This is a genomic window from Thiomonas sp. OC7, from assembly GCF_900634595.1.
GTDB lineage: Bacteria > Pseudomonadota > Gammaproteobacteria > Burkholderiales > Burkholderiaceae_C > Thiomonas > Thiomonas arsenitoxydans.
On sequence record NZ_LR131953.1, the window covers coordinates 887,374 to 909,228 of the forward strand.

Annotated in this window: 24 protein-coding genes and 1 pseudogene; 18 read left to right on the forward strand and 7 right to left on the reverse strand. The window is 64.4% G+C overall.

Features of this window, described 5'->3' with window-relative positions; all coding sequences use genetic code 11:
- Positions 1 to 51 precede the first annotated feature (51 nt).
- Genes BIO17B3_RS04205 through BIO17B3_RS04220 form a run of 4 tightly spaced genes read left to right on the forward strand, consistent with a single transcriptional unit; the run spans position 52 to position 3,016 of the window.
- Positions 52 to 1,365, forward strand: a complete 1,314-nt coding sequence (locus BIO17B3_RS04205; protein ID WP_156053140.1) for a M48 family metallopeptidase — start codon at positions 52 to 54, stop codon at positions 1,363 to 1,365.
- Positions 1,366 to 1,371: 6 nt separating this feature from the next.
- Positions 1,372 to 1,716 carry a 4a-hydroxytetrahydrobiopterin dehydratase gene (locus BIO17B3_RS04210; RefSeq protein WP_156053141.1) on the forward strand — a complete coding sequence of 115 codons (345 nt, stop codon included), beginning with the start codon at positions 1,372 to 1,374 and terminating at the stop codon, positions 1,714 to 1,716.
- A gap of 17 nt (positions 1,717 to 1,733) precedes the next feature.
- A complete protein-coding gene (gene rsgA, locus BIO17B3_RS04215) occupies positions 1,734 to 2,699 on the forward strand; it encodes a ribosome small subunit-dependent GTPase A (RefSeq protein WP_156053142.1) in 966 nt (321 codons plus the stop codon).
- Positions 2,696 to 3,016, forward strand: a complete 321-nt coding sequence (locus BIO17B3_RS04220; protein WP_156053143.1) for a putative signal transducing protein — start codon at positions 2,696 to 2,698, stop codon at positions 3,014 to 3,016. The genes rsgA and BIO17B3_RS04220 overlap by 4 nt, the downstream gene beginning before the upstream one ends.
- Here BIO17B3_RS04220 and BIO17B3_RS04225 read toward each other — a convergent pair whose 3' ends face one another.
- From BIO17B3_RS04225 to BIO17B3_RS04235, 3 genes are all read right to left on the reverse strand, one after another.
- A complete protein-coding gene (locus BIO17B3_RS04225; protein WP_156053144.1) occupies positions 3,017 to 4,060 on the reverse strand; it encodes a hypothetical protein in 1,044 nt (347 codons plus the stop codon).
- A gap of 121 nt (positions 4,061 to 4,181) precedes the next feature.
- On the reverse strand, positions 4,182 to 5,117 hold the full coding sequence (gene argF, locus BIO17B3_RS04230; RefSeq protein ID WP_156053145.1) for an ornithine carbamoyltransferase: 936 nt from the start codon (positions 5,115 to 5,117) through the stop codon (positions 4,182 to 4,184).
- Positions 5,118 to 5,147: 30 nt separating this feature from the next.
- Positions 5,148 to 6,335, reverse strand: coding sequence for an acetylornithine transaminase (locus BIO17B3_RS04235; protein WP_156053146.1), 1,188 nt, complete (start codon positions 6,333 to 6,335; stop codon positions 5,148 to 5,150).
- Between the two features lie 234 nt (positions 6,336 to 6,569).
- Between BIO17B3_RS04235 and BIO17B3_RS04240 the strand changes: the two genes are divergently transcribed.
- Positions 6,570 to 6,983 (forward strand): DUF3579 domain-containing protein, encoded by a 414-nt coding sequence (locus tag BIO17B3_RS04240; protein ID WP_156055224.1) that lies wholly within the window; start codon positions 6,570 to 6,572, stop codon positions 6,981 to 6,983.
- Positions 6,984 to 7,105: 122 nt separating this feature from the next.
- Here BIO17B3_RS04240 and rpsT read toward each other — a convergent pair whose 3' ends face one another.
- Positions 7,106 to 7,426 (reverse strand): 30S ribosomal protein S20, encoded by a 321-nt coding sequence (rpsT, locus tag BIO17B3_RS04245; RefSeq protein WP_156053147.1) that lies wholly within the window; start codon positions 7,424 to 7,426, stop codon positions 7,106 to 7,108.
- A gap of 113 nt (positions 7,427 to 7,539) precedes the next feature.
- Here rpsT and murJ point away from each other — a divergent pair, with 113 nt between their 5' ends.
- The 5 genes from murJ (at position 7,540) to glp (ending at position 11,806) form a co-directional block, all read left to right on the forward strand.
- On the forward strand, positions 7,540 to 9,078 hold the full coding sequence (murJ, locus tag BIO17B3_RS04250; RefSeq protein ID WP_013105222.1) for a murein biosynthesis integral membrane protein MurJ: 1,539 nt from the start codon (positions 7,540 to 7,542) through the stop codon (positions 9,076 to 9,078).
- An 87-nt stretch (positions 9,079 to 9,165) separates the two neighbouring features.
- Positions 9,166 to 9,552, forward strand: a complete 387-nt coding sequence (locus tag BIO17B3_RS04255) for a TraR/DksA family transcriptional regulator (RefSeq protein ID WP_013105221.1) — start codon at positions 9,166 to 9,168, stop codon at positions 9,550 to 9,552.
- 10 nt (positions 9,553 to 9,562) lie between these two features.
- The gene (locus BIO17B3_RS04260; protein ID WP_156053148.1) at positions 9,563 to 9,916 is read left to right on the forward strand and encodes a hypothetical protein; all 354 of its coding nucleotides are present in this window, start codon (positions 9,563 to 9,565) and stop codon (positions 9,914 to 9,916) included.
- 1 nt (position 9,917) lies between these two features.
- Positions 9,918 to 10,523, forward strand: coding sequence for a molybdenum cofactor guanylyltransferase MobA (gene mobA, locus BIO17B3_RS04265; protein WP_156053149.1), 606 nt, complete (start codon positions 9,918 to 9,920; stop codon positions 10,521 to 10,523).
- A complete protein-coding gene (gene glp / locus BIO17B3_RS04270) occupies positions 10,520 to 11,806 on the forward strand; it encodes a gephyrin-like molybdotransferase Glp (protein WP_156053150.1) in 1,287 nt (428 codons plus the stop codon). Before mobA ends, glp begins: the two co-directional genes overlap by 4 nt.
- 18 nt (positions 11,807 to 11,824) lie before the next feature.
- Here the strand turns inward: glp and BIO17B3_RS04275 are convergent, their stop codons facing one another.
- From BIO17B3_RS04275 to upp, 3 genes are all read right to left on the reverse strand, one after another.
- Entirely contained in the window at positions 11,825 to 12,268 is a 444-nt protein-coding gene (locus BIO17B3_RS04275; RefSeq protein ID WP_156053151.1) for a hypothetical protein, read from the reverse strand.
- 86 nt (positions 12,269 to 12,354) lie between these two features.
- A complete protein-coding gene (locus BIO17B3_RS04280; RefSeq protein WP_156053152.1) occupies positions 12,355 to 13,674 on the reverse strand; it encodes a solute carrier family 23 protein in 1,320 nt (439 codons plus the stop codon).
- A 76-nt stretch (positions 13,675 to 13,750) separates the two neighbouring features.
- On the reverse strand, positions 13,751 to 14,386 hold the full coding sequence (gene upp, locus BIO17B3_RS04285) for a uracil phosphoribosyltransferase (protein WP_156053153.1): 636 nt from the start codon (positions 14,384 to 14,386) through the stop codon (positions 13,751 to 13,753).
- Positions 14,387 to 14,601: 215 nt separating this feature from the next.
- Here upp and BIO17B3_RS04290 point away from each other — a divergent pair, with 215 nt between their 5' ends.
- The 8 genes and pseudogenes from BIO17B3_RS04290 to BIO17B3_RS04320 all read left to right on the forward strand — a co-directional run bounded on the left by BIO17B3_RS04290 (position 14,602) and on the right by BIO17B3_RS04320 (position 21,785).
- On the forward strand, positions 14,602 to 15,879 hold the full coding sequence (locus tag BIO17B3_RS04290; protein ID WP_156053154.1) for a cytochrome c: 1,278 nt from the start codon (positions 14,602 to 14,604) through the stop codon (positions 15,877 to 15,879).
- A gap of 199 nt (positions 15,880 to 16,078) precedes the next feature.
- Complete coding sequence (locus BIO17B3_RS04295; protein ID WP_156053155.1) at positions 16,079 to 17,326, forward strand: amino acid ABC transporter substrate-binding protein; 1,248 nt, start codon at positions 16,079 to 16,081, stop codon at positions 17,324 to 17,326.
- Positions 17,327 to 17,419: 93 nt separating this feature from the next.
- The gene (locus BIO17B3_RS04300) at positions 17,420 to 18,301 is read left to right on the forward strand and encodes a branched-chain amino acid ABC transporter permease (RefSeq protein WP_156053156.1); all 882 of its coding nucleotides are present in this window, start codon (positions 17,420 to 17,422) and stop codon (positions 18,299 to 18,301) included.
- A complete protein-coding gene (locus tag BIO17B3_RS04305; RefSeq protein WP_172979057.1) occupies positions 18,294 to 19,229 on the forward strand; it encodes a branched-chain amino acid ABC transporter permease in 936 nt (311 codons plus the stop codon). The genes BIO17B3_RS04300 and BIO17B3_RS04305 overlap by 8 nt, the downstream gene beginning before the upstream one ends.
- Complete coding sequence (locus BIO17B3_RS04310; protein ID WP_013122628.1) at positions 19,219 to 19,935, forward strand: ABC transporter ATP-binding protein; 717 nt, start codon at positions 19,219 to 19,221, stop codon at positions 19,933 to 19,935. Before BIO17B3_RS04305 ends, BIO17B3_RS04310 begins: the two co-directional genes overlap by 11 nt.
- Positions 19,932 to 20,657: an ABC transporter ATP-binding protein gene (locus BIO17B3_RS04315; protein WP_156053157.1), complete on the forward strand. Its 726-nt coding sequence runs from the start codon at positions 19,932 to 19,934 to the stop codon at positions 20,655 to 20,657. Before BIO17B3_RS04310 ends, BIO17B3_RS04315 begins: the two co-directional genes overlap by 4 nt.
- A 42-nt stretch (positions 20,658 to 20,699) precedes the next feature.
- Positions 20,700 to 21,002: pseudogene (locus BIO17B3_RS19345) on the forward strand (MASE2 domain-containing protein); the annotation flags it as partial.
- Between the two features lie 45 nt (positions 21,003 to 21,047).
- The gene (locus BIO17B3_RS04320; RefSeq protein WP_255421409.1) at positions 21,048 to 21,785 is read left to right on the forward strand and encodes a GGDEF domain-containing protein; all 738 of its coding nucleotides are present in this window, start codon (positions 21,048 to 21,050) and stop codon (positions 21,783 to 21,785) included.
- Positions 21,786 to 21,855 lie beyond the last annotated feature (70 nt).

The following is a 21,855-nucleotide window of genomic DNA, read 5'->3' on the forward strand; positions in this document are numbered from 1 at the left end:
AGGCCGGGTGGGATAATCTGACTGAACCTAAAGACTGACAAGGATTTTCGCATGAGCCCGCAACATCTTGCCCTCGCCTGGAGCGCGCTGTTCGCCGCCGCGCTGATAGGCGGCACGGCGCTGAAGCTCTGGCTGGCCCAGCGGCAGCAGCGCCATGTGCTCGCGCACCGTGATGCCGTGCCCGCGCCATTCCGCGCCAGCATTTCGCTCGAAGCCCACCAAAAGGCCGCTGACTACACCGTGGCGAAACTGCGCTTTGGTCTGTGGACGACGCTGTTTTCCGCCATGATCGTGCTGGTGTGGACGCTCGAAGGCGGGCTGCAGTTGCTCAACGGCTGGGTGAGCGCCACTTTCGGCACCGCCTTGGGCGGGCAGCTTGCGCTGCTGGCGGCCTTCGCCGTGATCGGTTCGCTGCTCGATCTGCCCTGGGAAGTGGCGCGAACTTTCGGGCTGGAATCGCGCTTCGGTTTCAACCGGCTCACCCCGCGCATGTTCGTGGTCGATCTGCTCAAAAACGCGCTGGTCGGCGCGGTACTCATACTGCCGCTGGCCCTGCTGGTGCTCTGGATCATGCAGGTGGCCGGGGGTTGGTGGTGGCTGTGGGCCTGGGCGGGGCTTACCGCCTTCAGCCTGCTGATGATGGTGGCGTATCCGCTAGTGATCGCCCCGTTGTTCAACAAGTTTCAGCCGCTGCCCGACGGCGAGGTGAAAACCCGCGCGCAGGCGCTCATGCAGCGTTGTGACTTTGCGTTATCCGGCCTGTTCGTCATGGACGGTTCGCGTCGCAGCGCTCACGCCAACGCCTACTTCACCGGCATGGGCGCGGCGCGGCGCGTGGTGCTGTTCGACACCCTGCTCGACCAGCTCAGCCCGGCGCAGATCGAAGGCGTACTGGCGCACGAGGTCGGGCACTACAAGCGGCGCCACATTCTCAAGCGCATGGGGGTGATGTTCGGCGTCAGTCTGGCGGGCTTTGCGCTGCTGGGCTGGCTGTCCAACCAAGTGTGGTTCTACGTCGGCCTGGGCGTCATGCCCAATCTGTTCGCCCCCAACCATGCGCTCGCGCTCATTCTGCTCAGTCTGGCGCTGCCGGTGTTTGGCGTGTTTTTCAGCCCGCTGGGTGCGGCCACTTCGCGCAAACATGAATTCGAGGCCGACGCCTACGCGGCCCAGCACAGCGACGCCCGCGCGCTAGGCGAAGCCCTCGTCACCCTCTACCGCGACAATGCCAGCACGCTCACGCCCGACCCCGTCTATGTGCGCTTTTATTACAGCCACCCGCCCGCCCTGCAGCGACTGGAACGGCTGGGCGCATTGCCCTCATCCATCGCGCCCTCTTCGGCCCACACTCCGGCGACAGCCTGAACAGCCATGACACTCCAGGATTTGCTCGACAGCCACTGCATGCCGCTAGACGCCAGCCAGCGCCTGGATACCGCGGCCATGACGCCCTACCTGCAACTGCTGGACGGCTGGCAGTTTGAAGACGGCAGCATCCGCAAGACCTACGCCTTCGGCAACTACTACCAGACCCTAGCCTTCGTGAATGCGCTGGCGTGGGTGGTGCACCGCGAAGACCATCACCCCGACTTGCTGGTGCAATACAACCGCTGCAGCGTTGCGTTCAACACCCATTCGGCCGGCGGTATTACCCGAAAAGACTTCATCTGCGCGGCCAAAGCCGACGCGATGTTTGCCCAGGGCGCCGCGCGCTAAACCGCCAAACGGCCGGCATGGACGACCTAGAGCGCCACAACCCCCAACGCCCCAAGGGCAAGCGCAGCACCAAATCCGCACCGTCCACCTCCCACGGTTTGACCGCACGCATCGTCGGCGCATTTGGGCGGCACTATCTGGCGCAGCTTGACGATGGCTCGGTGCTCGCCTGCGTGCCCCGCGGCAAGCGCGCCGAGGTGGTCTGCGGCGACCGTGTCACCCTCGCCCCGGGTGACGCGCCGCTGGCCATCGAACAGGTGCATGCGCGACGCAATGCGTTGTGGCGCGAAGATCTCTGGCGCAGCAAGATGTTTGCTGCCAACCTCGACCGGGTGATGCTGGTCACCGCCACCTATCCCGGCATCCAGCACGGCCTGATCGGCCGCGCGCTCATCGCGGCAGACGCGGCCGACATTCCCGCAACCCTGCTGCTGAACAAATGCGACCTGCCGCAAGCCGAAGCGGCGCGGGCCGAAATGCGGCTGTATCGCGATTTGGGCTATGAAGTGCTCGAACTCTCGGTGCGCACCGAGCCGCAAGCCGCGCTGGCTGCGCTGACCCCCTTGCTCAGCGGCCAGACCACGCTGCTGCTGGGCGCCTCCGGCGTGGGCAAGTCCAGCCTGACGAATCTGCTGGCGCCGCAGGCGCAGGCGCCTACGCGGGAAATTTCCGAGGCACTGTCAGCCGGCAAGCACACCACGACCGCGACACGGCTATACGACCTACCCGGCTTTCCGTCGGGAAGCGTGCTGATGGATTCGCCGGGCTTTCAATCCTTCGGTCTGCATCATCTCTCGGTGTCGCAGTTGCAGCACGGCTTTCCGGAAATCCGCGCGCGCAACGGGCAGTGCCGTTTTCAGAACTGCACCCATCGCGACGAACCGGGCTGCGTGTTCACCACCGACCCGCAAGCCATCTCTGCGTCGCGGCTGGCGCTCTACCGCACGCTCTACGCTGAACTCACCTCGGCTGCACCGCGATGAAGCGGGTGGACATCGCGCCCAATCTGGTCATCGCCACGCTTTGGGCTGATGCGCTCAACGCCGCAGGCCTGCGCGCCGAAGTGTTCTCGCGCTACCTCACCAGCATCGCGGGCGAGATTCCGCCCGATCAATGCAACCCAGCGGTCTGGGTGCTCGACGACGGCGATCTGGCGCGCGCCAAACAGTTGCTGCAGGAATTGCGCACCCCCCTGCGCGGCGCGTTCTGGACCTGCCCCGACTGCGGCGAACGTCACGGCCCGCAATTCGCCCAGTGCTGGAAATGCGGCCACAGCCGCCCGGATTCGCCCTCGTTCTGATCAGGCCGCATCGCCATCCCGGCGCATTTCAGGCGGCGCAGTCGCAACCCCAGGAGGCGCCGCGTCGAGCCAAGGGTGCGCCGCCAAAAGAAGCCCGAAAAGCCACGCCCCTATCGCCGCGGCACCGAGCGTGTCTGCCTGACTGCGGGGAAAAAAACCCAGCGCCCCGCTCAGGCTCCAGGCCAGCAGGCTGAAGATCAGCCCGCTCCACAGCAGCCAGCGGCGCGACCCGCGCGACAGCCACGGCGCCAGCAGCAAACCCGCGGCGATCAAGGTGTCGACCAGCGCGATCAGCACGGCGAACGCACCCATGCCGAGCGCTTGTGCGAGACCGGCCCAGGCCGCAATCCACTCCGCCTGCCCGTTTGGCGCGTGGGCCTGCGCCTGAATCAAAGCGTCCGACAGGCGCAGCCCGAGGCCCGGCTGCCAGACCGTCCAGACGATAGCGACCCAAAGCAGTCCGACCAGCCAGAAGGCCCAGCGCACCTGCGACAGACCGGGCCTGCGCAGCGCCGCGTCAGACCACGCCGAACCCTGCCATGCCCGCAGCAACAGCGATAGCGCAAAACCCAGCGCATAGACCAGGGCCACCGTGCCAGCGCCGCCGCCGAGAGCGCTCCACACCAGCAGTTCGTAGGCCAGCCCCAGCCATCCCATTGCCGGAAATCCCCAGCCCGTCAACAGCCCGACGGTGAGCAGGGCCTCGATGCCAAACAGCAGCGCCAGGCCCTTGCTCACCCCGGCAGCAGACAAAACGCGCCAAACCGCACCGTCCCACACGGCAAGCCAGTGCGGTTGAGCCGCCACATCAGCGGCTTGACGCGCGAACTGTGCGGCATATTGCGGGTGCAAGTGCAGCCCGAGGTTGATGGCGAAGCACACCCCGAACACGAGGCGCAGCCAACGCAGCGCCCGCATCGCAGTCTGATCGGCCACACCCGGCGGCCCAGTCTTCTCGGCGTCGGCCTGAACAAGCGGCAGCCTGACGTGAGGAACGCCATGGCCGTGCTGCGGCGCAGAAGAATTTTGTTGTGTGAACGCCATGCCTGAACTCCCGAACGATGCATCGCCTGACGATGCACCGCAACAAGATTTTGCTCAGGCCGACTTAAATGCGACTTAGGGCGGGCGTTACGGCCACCCGACCTCGCCTAGGAGAACAGTGTCAATCCAGGCGCCCCAAAAGCAGGAATTCCATCAGCGCCTTCTGGCCGTGCAGGCGATTTTCCGCCTCGTCCCACACCACGCTCTGCGGCCCGTCGATGACTTCGGCCGCCACTTCCTCGCCGCGGTGCGCCGGTAGGCAGTGCATGAACAGCGCATCGGAATGGGCGCGGGCCATCATCTCGCCATCCACCATGAAGCCCTTGAACGCCTGCTCGCGCGCCAGTTTTTCCGCCTCATAGCCCATGCTCGTCCACACATCGGTGGTGATGAGATGCGCGCCCTCGCAGGCTTGCCGCGGATCGTCGAACTCGCGCAGGTGCGCGATCTGCGCCGCGCTCAGGGGATAGCCCGGGCGGTTCTTTTCGACGCCATAGCCTTTCGGCCCGGCGAAGTGCAGGGTGAAACCGAGCACCTCCGCGGCCTGCAGCCAGGTGTAGAACATATTGTTGGCGTCGCCGATCCAGGCCACGGTCTTGCCTTGAATCGGGCCGCGATGCTCGATGTAGGTCATGACATCGGCGAGGATCTGGCAGGGATGAAACTCGTTGGTCAGGCCGTTGATCACCGGCACGCGCGAATGCGCGGCGAAACGCTCGACGATCTCCTGACCATAGGTGCGAATCATCACCAGATCGACCATGCGCGAAAACACCTGCGCCGCATCTTCGATGGGCTCACCACGGCCCAACTGGCTATCGCGGGTATTGATGTAAATGGCCGCGCCGCCGAGCTGGTGCATGCCGGCCTCGAAGCTCAGCCGGGTGCGGGTGGAGTGCTTCTCGAAAATCATCGCCAGGGTGCGATCGACCAAGGGCTGGTGCGGCTCGTAGCGCTTGAACTTGGCCTTGATCAGCGCAGCGCGGGCGAAAACGTAGTCGTACTCCTCGCGGTTCAGGTCAGAAAATTGCAGATAGTGCCGCAGCGTGGTTTTCATCACAGCCTCCTTGGATGTCTTTTGCGTGTCTTATTTCGCGGGCGCGTCCTGCAAAAAATCAAGCACCGCGGGAACCAGCGCCTGCACCAGCGCGTCGGCTTGCTCCTGGGTGAAGATCAGCGGTGGCAACAGGCGGATAACCCGCTCCTGCGTGACGTTGAGCAACACCCCGCGCTCCAGCATCCGCCCCACCAGCGCACCGGCCGGCCGGTCGAGCTCGATGCCGATCATCAGACCCTGACCGCGCACCTCCACCACGCCGGCGTGGCCGGCAAACGCATGACGCAGCGCATGCTGAATCTGCTCACCGCGCGCCTGCGCGTTGGCCAAAAGGCCATCGTCTTCGATCACGGCGAGGGTTTCCAGCGCGGCACGGCAGGCCAGCGGATTGCCGCCAAACGTGGTGCCATGCTGTCCGGGGCCGAAAGTGGTCGCGGCCGCCCCGCGCGCCAGAATGGCGCCGATGGGCACGCCCGAAGCCAGCCCCTTGGCCATGGCGATCACGTCGGGGCTCACCCCGGCCCACTGATGGGCGAACCATTTGCCGGTCCGCCCCGTGCCGCATTGCACTTCGTCGATCATCAGCAACCAACCGTGACGATCGCACAGCGTGCGCGCAGCGCGCAAGAAATCAGCGTGCGCTGGTTGAATGCCGCCTTCGCCCTGAATCGCCTCGATGAATACCGCCACGACATTGGGGTGCGTCTCGGCCACGCTTTGCAAGGCCGAGGCGTCGTTCAGCGGCACGCGCACGAAACCTTCGACCAGCGGCTCGAAGCCTTTTTGCACTTTGGGATTGCCTGTGGCCGAGAGCGTGGCCAGCGAGCGCCCATGAAACGCCCGCTCGAACACCACGATTTCCGGACGGTCGATCCCTTTGTTGTGACCGTGCAAACGCGCCAGCTTGATCGCCGCTTCGTTGGCTTCCAGCCCCGAGTTGCAGAAAAACGCCGTGTCCATGCCGCCCAAGGCGCATAAACGGTCGGCCAACTGCTCCTGCAGGGGAATCTGATACAGATTGGACGTGTGGATCAGCTTGCCCACCTGATCGGTCAGTGCGGCGACCAACCTCGGATGCGCATGCCCCAGCGTGTTGACTGCGATGCCCGAAAGCGCGTCCAGATAGCGTTTGCCCTGCGTATCCCACACCCACGCCCCCTCGCCATGCGCCAGGGCAATGGGGAGCCGCGCATAGGTGTTCATCACATGAGAGGGCATGGTCATTTCTCCTTTGCAAAAAAAGCAAACCCGGCGGGCAAGGCATAAAAAAGCACTGCGCCTCCGGGGGCAAAGTGAAATTATAGAGATCGGCGCATGACAGCTGAACTCAGGCAGCCCAGAGCATTTGTTGCAACTGCAACACAGAATCACCGTTCGGGTTTACCCGGTAATACTGCATTGCAGCATAATTGCGGCACCGCAGCAAAACTGCCTCTTCAAGGATTCACAGCCATGAGCGCCTTTCCACACTCCCTAGAACTGGTCAAACCCAGAGAAATTTTCATTCGCGGCGTCACCACCGAGGGACGCACCTTCCGCCCGAGCGACTGGGCAGAACGCCTGGCAGGCCTGATGGCCCGCTTTCGTCCCGTCGGTCTGTGCCGCAAAGAAGCCCACCTCGGTTACTCGCCCTATTGCGTGCCCACCTTGGTGGACGGCGTGCGTTGCTTGGTGGTGAGCGAGTCGCTGCGTGATATCGAGCCCATGGCGTTTGATTTTCTGCTCAACTTCGCCCGCGACAACCAGCTCGACGTGGTTGAAGCCTGCCTGACGCAAGTCGCCGCAATTGACGCTGAAATGGATGCCGAGGTAGAGGACCTGCAAACGGCGCGCGAAACGCTGCAGCGCGTGTTTCAAACCGCTTGAGTACTTCCCGCCCCCGCGCTGACTTGAAGACATAGGCGCACACAAAAAAGCCCGCAGATGCGGGCTTTTTTGTGGTCAATCTTTTGGTCAACCCAGAGGCCGACCAGAGCAGGCAAGGCAAATCAGGCCGCGACGCCGGTAGCGGCAGATGAGGCCAGCGCCTTGATCGCCGCGTTCAGGCGGCTCTTATGACGCGCTGCGGTGTTCTTGTGGAAAATCTTTTTGTCGGCGATCGAGTCCAGCACCGGGGCGTTGGCCTTGAACACTTCCATCGCCTTGGCGTGATCGCCAGCGGCGATGGCCTTGCGAACCGACTTCACAGCCGTGCGAAAACGCGAACGCAGCGCGGTGTTGGCGGCGTTGGCCTTGACGGATTGACGCGCGCGTTTGCGACCCGACGGGGTGCGAACGCTCTTCTTTTTGGCTGCGGCTTTGGTTGCCATAGTTGAAATCCTTCTGTATTGCCTGCTCGGGAAACCGGTCATTATAGACAAAAAATGGCGGGGCGCCAGCCTCTTTCGAGGCCGAGGCCTGCACATTCCTATAATGCTGCCCGGTGAATCTGCTCAAGGCCGCCTCCACCATCTCGCTTCTCACCCTGACCTCGCGCATCACCGGCCTGGTGCGGGAAATCATGGTGGCGACTTATTTCGGCGCCAGCGCCTGGACCGATGCGTTCAACGTGGCGTTTCGCCTGCCCAATCTGCTGCGCCGCATGTTTGCCGAGGGCGCGTTTTCGCAGGCCTTCGTGCCGCTGTTGTCGCAGACGCGGCAGACCCAGACGGAAGAACAAACGCAGGAGCTGATCGATCAGGTGTCCACCGCGCTGTTGTGGATACTCGCGGCGATCAGCCTTGTCGGCGTGCTACTCGCGCCCGTGCTGGTGTGGCTCACAGCGTCCGGCCTGCATCCCGAAGCGTTTGACGCGGCCGTCTGGATGACACGGCTGATGTTTCCCTACGCGGGGCTGATTTCACTGGTGGCGCTCAGCGCAGGCATTCTCAATACCTGGAAGCACTTCGCGGTGCCCGCGGTCACCCCGGCGCTGCTCAACCTGGCCATCATCGGCGCCGCGGTGGCGTTTCACAAACTGGTGCATCCGCCCATTTTCGCCCTGGCGATCGGGGTGATGATCGGCGGGGTGGCGCAGTTGGCGGTGCAATGGCCGGCGCTGCGCAAATATGCCGTGGTGCCACGCTTTCGGCTGAGCTTTCTCAAGGCCTGGCGCTCTGAGGGCGTGCACCGCGTGGTCAAGCAGATGCTGCCCGCGAGCCTGTCGGTTTCGGTGGCGCAGGTGTCCATCGTCATCAACACGCAGATCGCGTCGCACCTGCATGCGGGCAGCGTCTCCTGGCTGGCGTATGCAGACCGGCTGATGGAATTCCCCACCGCTATTCTCGGTGTGGCGCTGGGCTCGGTGCTGTTGCCCAGCCTGTCGCGCGCCAGCGCCACGCAAGACGTGGCCAAGTACAGCACCCTGCTCGACTGGGGGCTGCGCCTCACCCTGGTACTGGCGCTGCCCAGCGCCATCGCGCTGTTGATCTTCGCCCAGCCGCTGGTATCGATGCTTTACAACTACGGCCGCTTCGACCATGCGGATGTGCTGGCCACGACGAGCGCACTGCGGGCTTATGGCATCGGCCTGATCGCGTTGATTGGCGTCAAGATTCTCGCCCCCGGCTTCTACGCCCGGCAAGATTTGCGCACCCCGGTGAAAATCGCCCTGGTGGTGCTGGTGTGCACCCAGCTGATGAACCTGCTTTTCGTGCCGTGGCTGGGGCACGCTGGACTAGCGCTGGCCATCTCCGTGGGCGCGCTGCTCAATGCCAGCCTGCTGTTTCGCGGGCTGCGCCGACGCGGCATGTTTCAGCCGCAACCGGGCTGGGGGCGGTATGCGCTCAAGGTGGCTCTGGCACAACTGCCGCTGGGCGGGGTGATGTTGTGGGGCGCCGTCGCCCTGCCGTGGGACCGGGCGCATGGCGACCTGCTGCGGCTGGGCATGGGGCTGGGCCTGCTGGCCGTGGCCGCCGTGCTGTATTTCGCTACGCTGCGACTGCTCGGTTTCCGTCTGCGGCAATTCATGCACAGTGAATGATGTGTTGCGCCAACGCAAGCCGGTGCCCGCTCAGACCTTCCACAATGGGCGCATCATCTGCTGCATCAGCACAACAAGGAGAACGACATGAGCCTCGCCACTGACCTGCGCAACACCCTGCGCGACAAACTGCAGCAACGCCGCGTCCAGATGCTGGCCGACCTGAGGGACGAGTCCATCAGCGACGAGGGCACGCTCGCGGTGCGCAGCCACCGCGGCGAAACCGACGATGAGGCCGTGGTCGAATCGATGGACGCGGTGGAAATCGCCTCGACCGCGCGCGACGCCACCGAGCTTGCCGCCATCGACAGCGCGCTACAGCGTCTGGATACGCCTGACTTCGGCATCTGCATCGACTGCGGCGCGGAGATTGAGCCCGCCCGGCTGCTGGCCGAGCCCACCGTGCTGCGTTGCACCGCCTGCCAGCAGCGTTTCGAGCATCAGCATCACACGCCCGGCGGCGCGCGGCTGTAGCATCCGGGGCATGTCTGCAAGCCCCGTCACTCCTCCCCGCACCCCGCTCGGCGCACCCGGCCTTGAGCGGGTGCTCACCCGCTGGCTGATTCCGGCCTACGTGATCGGCGTGAGTCTGCCCTGGATCATTGGCGCGTGGATCAAGACCGGCTATCAGCCCGGTCTGGTGAACGGCGACCCGCAGCCCACCCGCGATCTGATCGATATTTTTTGCATCGGCATGAGCCTGTTCGACGCCACTCTGGTGTTCACCGTGGGCATCGGCTGCCTGGTGGTGTCCATCATGAAAGGCCCGGTGCGCTGGGCCGACGCCTCTTACGCCACACAACAGGTGCGCGAACCGGGCGAGCGCGAGAGGTTTTGAGATGCCTCACGCCATCGCCGTCGCCGACATCACCGGTCTGATTCTCGCCGGGGGCCGCGGCAGCCGCATGGGCGGGGTGGACAAAGGCCTACAGCCCTGGCGCGGCCAGCCGCTGGCACGGCAAGTGCTGCAGCGGCTCAGGCCCCAGGTGGGCACGGTGCTGCTCAACGCCAACCGCCACCTCGAGGTCTATCGCGGCTGGGGCCTGCCGGTGTTGACCGATGCCGCGCCGGACGAATTTTCGGGGCCGCTGGCCGGCTTTCTTGCCGGACTGCAAGCGTGTGTCACGCCGTATCTGCTCACCGCCCCCTGCGATTCACCGCTGTTGCCCACCGATCTGGCCGCGCGTCTGGGAACGGCGCTGCTGGAGTCTTCTGCGCGCATCGCGCTGCCCCGCGCGGGAGGGCGGCTGCAGCCCGTGTTCTGCCTGATGGAGGCCAGTCTGCGCGACGATCTGGGCGCCTTCCTTCAATCCGGCGGCCGCAAGATCGAGCATTGGACCGCGCAGCACCCCACGGCCATCGTCGACTTCGACGACACCCGAGCCTTCGAAAACATCAACACCCCGGACGACCTGCAGCGGCTGGACGCCGACGTTTCACCATGACCCCTTCATTCGATCTGCAGCACATCATCTCCTGCGTCAGCGGCTATGACCCCAACGCGCTTCGGGTGGACGCGGCGCTGGCGGTCATTCAGGCCAGCATGCAGCCGGTACAGGCCAACGAGCGCCTGGCGGTGCGCGCGGCACTCGGCCGGGTGCTGGCGCAGGACATCATTTCGCCCATCGACGTGCCCGCCCACGACAACTCGGCGATGGACGGCTACGCCCTGCGCGGCGCCGATCTCGCAGCGCAAGGCGACACCGTGCTTTCGATCGCCGGACGCGGGCTCGCCGGTCATGCCTTCAGCGGCGAAGCGCCCGCGGGCAGCGCCGTGCGCATCATGACCGGCGCGGTGATGCCCGCGGGCTGCGACACCGTGGTGCCGCAGGAGTTTTGCCGCGTCGAAGGCGATCAGGTCATTTTCCCGCCCGGCCTGGTGCGGCCCGGCGACAACCGCCGCCTGCGAGGCGAAGACCTGGCGCGCGGCAAGGCGGCCCTGCCCGCAGGCAAGCTGCTGCGCCCGGCCGATCTGGGCCTGATGGCCTCGCTGGGCATGGCCGAAGTCTCGGTGCGCCGCAAGCTGCGCGTGGCCTTCTTCTCCAGCGGAGACGAGCTGCGCTCGGTCGGCCAGCCGCTCGATCCCGGCTGCGTTTACGACAGCAATCGCTACACCCTGTGGGGCATGCTGGAACGTCTGGGCTGCGAAGTCATCGACCTCGGCGTGGTGGCCGACAATCCGCAGGCAGTGGAAGCCGCGCTGCGCACCGCGACCGAATGCGCCGATGTGGTCATCACCTCGGGCGGCGTGAGCGTGGGTGAGGCCGACTACCTGCGCAGCACCCTGGCGAATATGGGCGAAGTGGTGTTCTGGCGCATCGCCATGCGGCCGGGCCGTCCGCTGGCTTTCGGCCAGTTGCGCGCGGGTGCGCACAGCGCCTGGCTGTTCGGCTTGCCGGGCAATCCGGTGGCGGTGATGGTGACGTTCTACGCCTTCGTCCGCCCAGCGCTGCTGCACTGCATGGGCGCCAGCCCGCAGCCGCAGCCGATGCTGCGCGCCGTCAGCGCGCAAACCCTGCGCAAAAAACCCGGCCGCACCGAATACCAGCGCGGCCTGCTCACCCCTTTGCCCGATGGTCGCTGGCAGGTGAGCGCCATCGGCAATCAGGGATCGGGCGTGCTCAGCTCCATGTCGCAAGCGCACGGTCTGATCGTGCTGCACCATGAGCAGAGCACCGCACAGGTTGGCGATTTGGTGGACGTGCTGCTGTTCGACGGGCTGGTTTGAGCGTTCTGTTTGGGTCGCTCAGAAAATCTTGTTGATCAGATCGTCGCCCAGCCCCATACCCGCGCCCATTTCCATCGCGCGGCCAAAGCCGGAGTTGAGAAAACCGTCGAGCGCGCCCATGATGCCGCCGCCCTGCTGCTGCTGCATGGGCATGGCCGAGTTCTGCGCCATCATGCCCTGAGGCATATAGCCGGGCTGCATGGCGGCCGGCATCGCCTGCATCTGCTGCGCCTGGTTTTGCCACATGCCGTGGATGGCCTGCAGCACTTGCCCCATCTGTTGCTGCTCGGCCTGCACGCCCAGCGCAACTTCGCGCAGATCGAGCAACCATTCGCGTGCGTCCTGGTTACCGCCCTGGGCCGCCGTCTGCAGCTTGGCGGCCAGCGCCTGCAACTGCTGCCCGACCTGCTGCGCCTCGCTCTGCAATTGCTGATACTGCTGATCGATGGTCTGAATATCCATGCGGAAGCCTCCGGGTTGTTCAAAGACCTCTATTGCACCGCAGCGCCAGCGCCTTGCGGGTCAATGGATGTCAAAGTGGCAACAATTCATTCAAGCGCGTCCATCAGTTTGTCCCGCTCATCGTGTTTCGGCTGCCCGCGGCCCAGCAAGGCGTAGAGCAGGATGGCGCCGAAGGTTGCCGTGCCGATGCCGCCCAGTGCGAAGTCGCCGAACTTGAGGGTGAAGTCCGCAGTGCCGAGCATCAGGGTGATGGCCACGATGATGAGGTTGCGGCTGTCGGAGAAGTCCACCTTGTTGTCCACCCAGATGCGCGCGCCGGAAACCGCGATTAAGCCAAAAATGACAATGGCCACGCCGCGCAGCACCGGCAGCGGAATGAGGTGAATGAGCGCGCCGAATTTGGGGCTGAAGCCGAACACAATGGCAATCACCGCGGCGGTGGCGAAAATCAACGTAGAGTAGATCTTGGTCGCGGCCATCACGCCGATGTTCTCGGCATAGGTCGTCACCCCCGTGCCCCCGGCCGAGCCCGAAACAATCGTGGCGAGACCGTCGCCGAGAAAGGCGCGGCCCATGTAGCGATCGAGGTTGCGGCCGGTCATGGCGGTGACGGCCTTGATGTGGCCCAGGTTCTCCGCCACCAGAATGACCACGACGGGCACGATCAGCGTCATCGCCTTGGGCTGGAACACGGGCGTGGCGAACGTCGGCATGCCGAACCAGGCGGCATTGGTCAAGCCGGAGAAGTCCATCGGCGTGCCCAGGCCCAGGCCATTGGTGAGCACGGCGTAAATCACGCTGGCGATCAGCAAACCCACCAGAATGAGCAGCCGCTGCACCATGCCGCGAGTGTAAACCGCCACCAGACCGATGCTGACGAAGGAGATCAGCGCCATCCAGTCGTCGAAGTTGCTCGCGCCGTGACTCTTGATGGCGATGGGTGCCAGATTCAGCCCGATCACCGCGACCACCGAGCCGGTCACCACCGGCGGCATGAGCCGCTCGATCCATTTCACCCCCACGCCCATGACGATGAGGCCGATCACCGCATACACCACGCCGCAGGCGATGATGCCGCCCAGCGCAACACCGATATTCGGGTTCGCCCCGCTACCGGAATAGCCACTGGCCGCAATGACCACGCCGATGAACGAGAACGACGAGCCGAGATAACTCGGCACCCGGCCGCCGACGACCAGAAAGAAAATCAGCGTGCCGATGCCGCTCATCAAAATGGCGATATTGGGACTGAAACCCATGAGCAGCGGCGCGAACACCGTCGAGCCGAACATGGCCACCACATGCTGCAGCCCCATCACCAGGGTCTGCGGCCCGGGCAGGCGTTCATCCGGGGCGATCACCCCGCTGGTCTTGAGTTGCCATTTAGGAAAGTAGCCATCGGCCATATTGCGCTCCGCCTTGGATTGAGAGTGGGTGGGATCGGGCTTGAGCTCCGGCGTATGCCGACCGCTGCCCCGGTTTTTACTTGGTGCCGAAAATGCGGTCGCCCGCGTCGCCCAGACCCGGCACGATGTAGCCGTGATCGTTGAGCCGCTCGTCGATGGCGGCCAGGGTGATGGGCACGTCCGGGTGGGCGGCGCGCACGGTGCGCACCCCTTCGGGCGCGGCCAGCAGGTTCACCAGCTTGAGCGAGGTCGCTCCGGCGCGCTTGAGATGGGTGAGCGCGGCGGCGGCCGAGTTGCCGGTGGCGAGCATGGGATCAACCACGATCACCAGGCGTTCGGCCATGTCTTCGGGCACCTTGAAGTAATACTCCACCGGCTCCAGCGTGGCCGGGTCGCGGTACAGGCCGATGTGGCCGACGCGGGCGTTGGGCAGCAGGTCGATCATGCCGTCGAGCATGCCGTTGCCCGCCCGCAGGATGGACACCAGACACAGCTTCTTGCCCGCGAGGATGGGCATGCGGCACTGCGCCACCGGCGTGGTCACCTCGACCAGTTCCGTGGGCAGATCGCGGGTGGCTTCATATGCCAGCATGGCGGCGATTTCGCGCACCAGTCGGCGGAAGTTGTCGGTGGTGGTGTCCTGGCTGCGCGCCAGCGTGAGCTTGTGCTGCACCAGCGGATGCGAGACGACGTGGACCTGGGAATCATTCATGGCGGGCTCTTTTTGGAATTGTGACGTTGGAGTAAGAACGGCAATTTTGCGTCATCCCGCTGTACCCACCTGCTACAGCCGCAACCGTTGGTGTGCAAACTGCCGGGAATCGGATGCTACGGGTTTGCACTGAGGCGTTTGTTGAACCATACTGCAGTGCAACAGAAAAAAGAGATGCGATTCGCACCGCCCCCATTCCAACCAGGAGACTCTCAATGCGTTTACCCCTTTTGACCCTGCTTGCGGGCTGCGCGCTGGGCCTGCAGGCCCAGGCCGCCTTTGCCGCGCATCCCACCCCGAACGACCCCGAAGTGATGCGCGGCGCCTATCTGGCCCGTGCCGGCGATTGCATCGCCTGCCACACCGCGCCGAAAGGCAAGCCCTTTGCCGGCGGCCTGCCGATGAATCTGCCCATGGGCATCGGCAAGGTGTACTCGCCCAACATCACGCCAGATAAAAAGGACGGCATCGGCAACTGGACCTTCGCGCAATTCGACGAAGCCGTGCGCCACGGCAAGTCGCCGCGCCTGGGCTACCTCTACCCGGCCATGCCTTACCCCTCGTATGCCCGCATCGAACCGCAGGACATGCGTGCGCTCTACGCCTATTTCATGCACGGCGTGCAGCCAGTGGCGCAGGCCAACAAGCCCGAATACATTCCCTGGCCGCTGAACATGCGCTGGCCGCTGGCGGTGTGGGACTGGATGTTCGCCCGCGACGGCGTTTACAAACCCGACCCCAAGCAGACCGCGCAATGGAACCGCGGCGCTTATCTCGTTGAAGGACTGGGGCATTGCGGCGCCTGCCATACCCCGCGCGGCCCGTTTCTGCAAGAAAAAGCTCTGGCGCCCGGCGGGGCGGATGGCAGCCTGTATCTCTCTGGCGCGCGCATTGACAACTGGTACGCGGCCAATCTGCGCGGCGACCAGTCCGACGGTCTGGGCCGCTGGACTCCAGCCGAACTGGTGCAACTGCTCAAAACCGGGCGCACCGCCAACTTCACCATTGTCGGCAGCATGACCGATGTGATCCACGACAGCACCCAGCATCTGAATGACGGCGATCTGGAAGCGATTGCCGTGTTCCTCAAGTCGTTGTCGCCCATCCACCCGAATGCGGCGATCAACCGGCCGCAGACCCCGGTGATGACCGCCAGCGCCAAAGCTGGCGATCCGCTGTACGCGGCGCATTGCGCCATGTGCCATCAGGCGCAGGGCCAGGGCATTCCCAATGTGTTCCCCGCTCTGGCGCTCAACCCCACGGTCAATACGCCCGACCCGATCAACACCATTCGCATGATGCTGCACGGCGGACATACGGTCGAGACCAAAGGCAACCCCACGCCCATGGCCATGCCCGATCTGGGCGCCACGCTCAACGACACGCAAGTGGCCGAAATCGCCAGCTATGTGCGCAGCAGCTGGGGCAACGACGCGCCGAACGTCAGCGCGGACGAGGTGGCGAAAATCCGCAAACTCGTCGCGGCGAAATAATCCAAGCAGCCCTTCCAGGCCCGGCCCAGCCGGGTTTTTTTGCGCCCTCAAGAAAACGCCCGGGCGCCAAAGACACGTCCAGTTTCAAATCAACGCACTTGTTCACCGCTTTGCGCAAAGTCCAGACCGAGAATGAATCATGACATTTCGAAGACGCGCCAAGCACGCGTCGGTTCAGTTTCATCCTCTGGAGACTCTCATGTCCATTCGCGCATCCAAAAAAATTCTGCGTCACCTCGCAGCCGGTCTGGCTTTGAGTGCCACGGCCGTTGCCGCCCACGCCGCGGCGGCTCCGTCGCAGATCAAGATCGGCACGCTCTACGCCAGCAGCGGCCCCTTCGCCGTCGCCTCGCAAGGCCAGTATGAAGGCCTGAAGTATTGGGCCGACGCCATCAACAAAGAGGGCGGCGTGTTCGTCAAGGCGTTCAACAAAAAGATTCCCGTCAAGCTCGTCGCCTACGACGACCAAAGCTCTACCTCCACCGCGACCACGCTCTACAACCAGCTCATCACGCAAGACAAGGTGGATGTGCTCGTGGCCGACTTCGGCTCGGTGCTCACCTCGGTGGCCGTGCCGCTGGCCGCCGAGCACCACATGCTGCTGATCGACCCGACCGGCTCGGGCGCCAACTTCTTTACCAAGCCCACCAACTACCTCGCCGATGTGAGCATTCCGTCGAGCACGGTGTGGCCGGTGCCGCTGGCCAACTATCTGGTGCAGCAGAAGATCAAACGCGTGGCCATCGTCTATAGCGCCAACGATTTCGACGCCTCGCAGGCCGCCACCCTCAAGGACGTGCTGGCCAAGGCCGGCATCAAGCCGGTGTATGACCACGGCGTGCCCACCAGTGAGTCGAACTACACCATCCTGCTGCACACCATCGCCGCCACCCAGCCCGAGGCGGTGCTGGAGTTCGGCTATGCGCCCAACGACATCGCCTTCCTCAAGGCGCTGCACCAGAGCGGGCTGCATTTCCCCATGACCTTCACCATCTTTCCGGGCCAGCTGCTGTCGCTGCTGACCAAGAACGTGGGTGAAAAAGCGCTGGCCTATACCTACACCTACCCGACTCCGCCGCTGGTGAAGTACGACAAGGTGAGCTACGGCATGAACACCCAGCAGTTCGTCGATGCCTTCAAGGCGGCCATGAAAAAAGAGCCCAACTTCCTCGATTGCTCGGGCTACAACACCGGGCTGATCGTGCAGCACATGCTCGACACCGCGCCCAAGTTCGACCAGCTCGCCTTCCATCAGGCCGTCATGGATATGTCGGGCAAGACCACCACCCTGCTCGGCCCCTTCGACGTCAACGCCAACGGCGCCCAGCTCGGCCAGCCCTTCCCGGTGGCGCAACTACAGCCCAAGGACGGCAAGCTCGACGTGGTTGTGGTCTATCCGCAAGACAAGGCGACCGGCAAAGCGGTGTATCCCGCGCCCAAGCCGTAAGCGCGACAAGGCGGGTGACAAAGCGGCGCGGCAGGTGCGGCCTGTGCGCCGTTTCATTCGACTAATCCACCAAAAGCAGCTCAGGGAGGGCGCGTGGAACTGCTTGAATACGCCATCATCGGCGGCATTCTGTATGGCATTTATTTCAGCCTGATCGGCATCGGACTGAACCTGATCTTTGGCGTCATGCGCATCATCAATCTGGCGCATGGGCAGTTCATCGTGCTGGGCGCGTATGCCGCCTGGCTGGTGTCGCGCCACTTCGGTTTCAACCCGCTGTGGGGCGTGCCGACGGTGATCGTGGCCGCCATCGTCATCGGCTATCCGCTCTATTACGCCGTGGTGCCCCGACTGCAGCGCAGCGGCGACCCGGAGATGCTGTCGTTCATTCTGTTTTTCGGCGTGGGGCAGATGCTCGAAGCGCTCACCGGGCTGGGCTTCGGCGCCGATCAGCGTTCGCTGCCCAGCGAGGCGCTGGGCTCGGGCAATCTTGGGGTATTTGGGCAGGAGTTTCCGGATAGTTGGTGGTGGGCTGCCGGAGTGAGCATCGCCGCCATCGTGGCGCTGTGGCTGTATTTCACCCGCACCCGGCTGGGCTACGCCACCCGCGCCATCATGGCCAGCCGCGAAGAAGCGCTGGCGACCGGCATCAACGTGAACAAGGTCTCGGCGCTGGCCTTCGTGGCCGGGCTGGCGCTGGCGGGCATCGCCGGGGTGTTTCTGCCCTACCTACTCGGCTCGGTTTCGCCCGATCTGGGCGACAGTCTCACCACCACCTCGTTCGCCATTGTCATCATCGGCTCGCTGGGCAACCCGCTGGGCACCATCATCGGCGGCCTGGTGTTCGGGCTGGGCACGATGTTGATGCAGACCTATTACTCCTCCTGGTCCAACCTCGTGCCGTATGTGCTCTTGCTGGTGATCGTGCTCATCCGCCCCACGGGCCTGCTCGGAAAGGCGGTGCGCAGTGTCTGAACATTCTTTGCTACAACGCTGGCGACCGGGGCTCATCGTGCTGGCCTTGCTGATTGCGGTGTTCCTGTTTCTGCCGCATGTCTACGGCAACGAGTCGCTGCTGTTCACGCTGATGACTTTCATCGTGCTCGCGCAGGGCCTGAATCTGCTCTATGGCTTTACCGGCTACTTGCCCTTCGGCTATGTGGGCTTTTTCGGCTGCGGCGCTTATGCCACCTCGCTGCTGGTGCTGCACAGCGGTCTGCCGGTGCTGCTGTGCGTGGTGGGAGGCGGGCTCGCTGCGGTGGTGATGGGGCTGATTCTCGGGCCGCTGCTGCGGCTCTCGGGCGCTTACTTTTCCATCGCCAGCCTGGCGGCGTCGCAAATCCTGTATTTCGTCGTCTCCAACACCAATCTGGCCGACATCACCGGCGGGCCTTACGGGCTGAAAATCGAACAGGTGTACGCGCCTAGCGCGAGCTATCACACCATGCTGGCGGTGCTGGTGCTGGCCACCGCGCTGGCCGCCTACTTTCGCGTCTCGGCCTTCGGCATGGGGCTGCGCGCCATGAAGCAAGACCCGGTGAGCGCGTCCATGGTCGGCATCAACATCGTGCGCGCCCGGCTCATTACCTGGCTGATTTCGGCTGGCGTGGCCGGCTTGGCCGGCGGGGCCTATGCGTGGAATCTGTCGGTGTTCTATCCCGAAGCGGTGTTCACCTTGCAGATTTCGGTGTTCGCCATCGTGTTCTCGTTGTTTGGCGGGGTGGGCACGGTCATCGGCCCCATCATCGGCGCGGGAGTGCTTTACAGCTTGTATTCGGCGATCGGCATTTCAGAGCCGCAGTATTTCCAGTTGATCTACGGCGGGCTCATCGTGCTGCTGGTGTTGTTCATGCCCGGCGGCGTGCTGTCGCTGTTGACGCGGAGGGGCGTGCGTGTCTTCTGAAACCCTCCTTCAGCTTCAGGGCGTGAACAAGCGCTTCGGCGGTCATGTGGTGCTCAACGACGTGAGCTTCAGCCTCGCACCGGGAGAGATCGTCGGCCTGGTCGGGCCAAACGGCTCGGGCAAGACCACGACCATCAATGTCATCTCGGGCCTGTATCGCGCCGACAGTGGCAGTATTGCGTTCGACGGCAAGCCGGTGCACAAGGTGCCGATGCACAAGCTGGCGCAGCTCGGCATCAACCGCACTTTTCAGGTGCCCAAGACCTTTCGCGATATGACGGTGCGCGAGAACATTGAAGTGGCCGCGCACTTCGGCCATGCCGCGGGCGCGGTGGACATCAACGCCATCCTTCACGACATCGAGTTGGACAAGCAGGCCGACAAGCTGGCGGGCTCGCTCACGGTCAACCAGCAAAAGCTGCTCGATCTCGGGCGCGCGCTGGCCACGGGGCCGAAGTTGCTGCTGGTCGATGAAATCGGCGCAGGGCTCAACCCGGCCGAGCTGGGCGGCATTGCCGAGCTGCTGCGCAAGCTGTCGCAGCGCGGCATCGCCCTCATCGTGGTGGAACATCTGATGGCGTTTCTCGGCAGCATCACCCAGCGCGTCATCGTGCTCGGGGCCGGGCGCATGTTGTTCGAGGGCTCGCTCGACGCCGCCTCGCGCCACCCGGAAGTCGTGGCCGCATTCTTCGGGGGACAAGCATGAGCGCAGCAGAGACGAACGCCGCCGCCCTGCTCTCGCTACGCGATGTGCAGACCGGCTATGGCGCGCTGCAAGTGCTCTGGGGCGTCGATCTGGAGGTGATGCCCGGCGAGACGGTGCTGCTGCTCGGCGCCAATAGCGCGGGCAAGTCCACCCTGCTGCGCACCCTCATTGGGCTGCTGCCGTGCTGGCGGGGCGAGATTGCCTTCGAGGGCGAACGCATCGACCGTCTCGCACCCGATCAGCGCATTCGCCGCGGCATGGCCTATATGTCGGAACTCGGGGTGTTTCCCACCCTGTCGATCGACGAGAACATCGCCCTGGGCGGCTACTTTCTGAGCGATGTGCAGATTCGCAAACGCAAGGAGCAGTTGTTCGCGCTATTCCCCGATCTCGCCGCCAAGCGACGCGACGCGGCGGGCACGCTGTCGGGCGGGCAGCGCAAGATGCTGGGCATCGCCAAGGTGCTGATCTCCGAGCCCAAGCTGCTGCTGATGGACGAGCCGTCCTCGGGCCTGGCGCCGGTGTTCGTCAAGCAGGTCATCGAAGTGCTCAAGACCAGCATCGGCGCGGGCACCGCCCTGCTCATCGCCGAGCAGAACGTGGCCTTCCTGGAACTGGCCGACCGCGGCTATCTGGTCGATCACGGCAAGGTGCGTCTCTCGGGCACGCGGGCCGAACTCGAAGCCAGCGACGCGGTTCGCGAGACTTACTTCGGGCTGTAAACTCGGCGGCAACGATGCGGCATGTTGTCGCGTGTTGCCGCCATGCCCTACTCCACCTCCCAACAAGACGCCTTCAAACAGAGCACCTATCGCCGCATCTACCCGCTGCGCGTGGTCGGCATGGGGCTGGGCGGGCTGGCGATAGCCGGGGTGCTGATCGAACAGCACGCGCACCCGTGGCGCTGGGCGCTGATGATCGCAAGCTGCCTGCTGTGACCGCAGATCGCCCTGCTGCGAGCGCGGCTGAGCACCGACAGCTACCGCGCTGAAAAACACAACCTGCTGATCGACTCGGCCATCGCCGGCATGTGGGTGGCGTTGATGCATTTCAACCTGCTGCCCAGCGTGGTGCTGGTCACCGTCACCACCTTCGACAAACTCAGCAGCGGCATGCGCCGCCTGTGGCTGATCTCGCTGCCGGGGCTGTTTGGCGCGGCAGTGCTTACCGCGTTGATTCTGCGCCCGCCGGTTCAACTTGAAAGCTCGCTGCTGGTCGTTGCCTGCACCTTGCCGCTGCTGGTGGTGCACACCCTGTCGAGCAGCATCGGCAGCTACCGGCTCATTCGCACCGTGTCGCGGCAGAACAAGCTGCTGGAACAACTGCGCCGCACCGATGCGCAAACCGGTCTGTTCGCCCGCGACCACTGGCAGCAGCAGGCCGACGCCGCGCTGCAGCTTTTTCAGGCCGTGGGGCAGCCGGCCTGTCTGCTGATGATCGATGTGGATCACTTCAAGCAGGTGAACGATACCTACGGCCACACGGCCGGAGACGACGCCATCCGCGCAGTCGGCCAACTCATCCGCGACTGCATCCGCGAAGAAGACTGCGCCGGTCGCTACGGCGGCGACGAGTTTGCAGTGCTGTGCCAGAACACCGGCCAGCCCGACGCGCTGGGCATCGCCGAGCGCATCCGCACCGAGTTGCTGACGCTGCGGCTGCCGCATCACCCCGATGTGCGGCTGAGCAGCAGTATCGGCGTAGCCGCTGCCGCCCCGGCATTCAGCAACCTGCAAGCCTGGATGCAAGTCGCCGAAGCTGCGCTTTACTCGGCCAAGCACCAAGGGCGCAACCAAGTAGCGAGTCACCCGACTGCTCCTTACGCTGCAGCGCAGGTTCGCCCCGCCTGAATCAAAGGCCACCTACGGCGGCAATAGTTGGCAATTCGCCCGGTGCAGGTCGCCTTCGCCCCTTCAATTG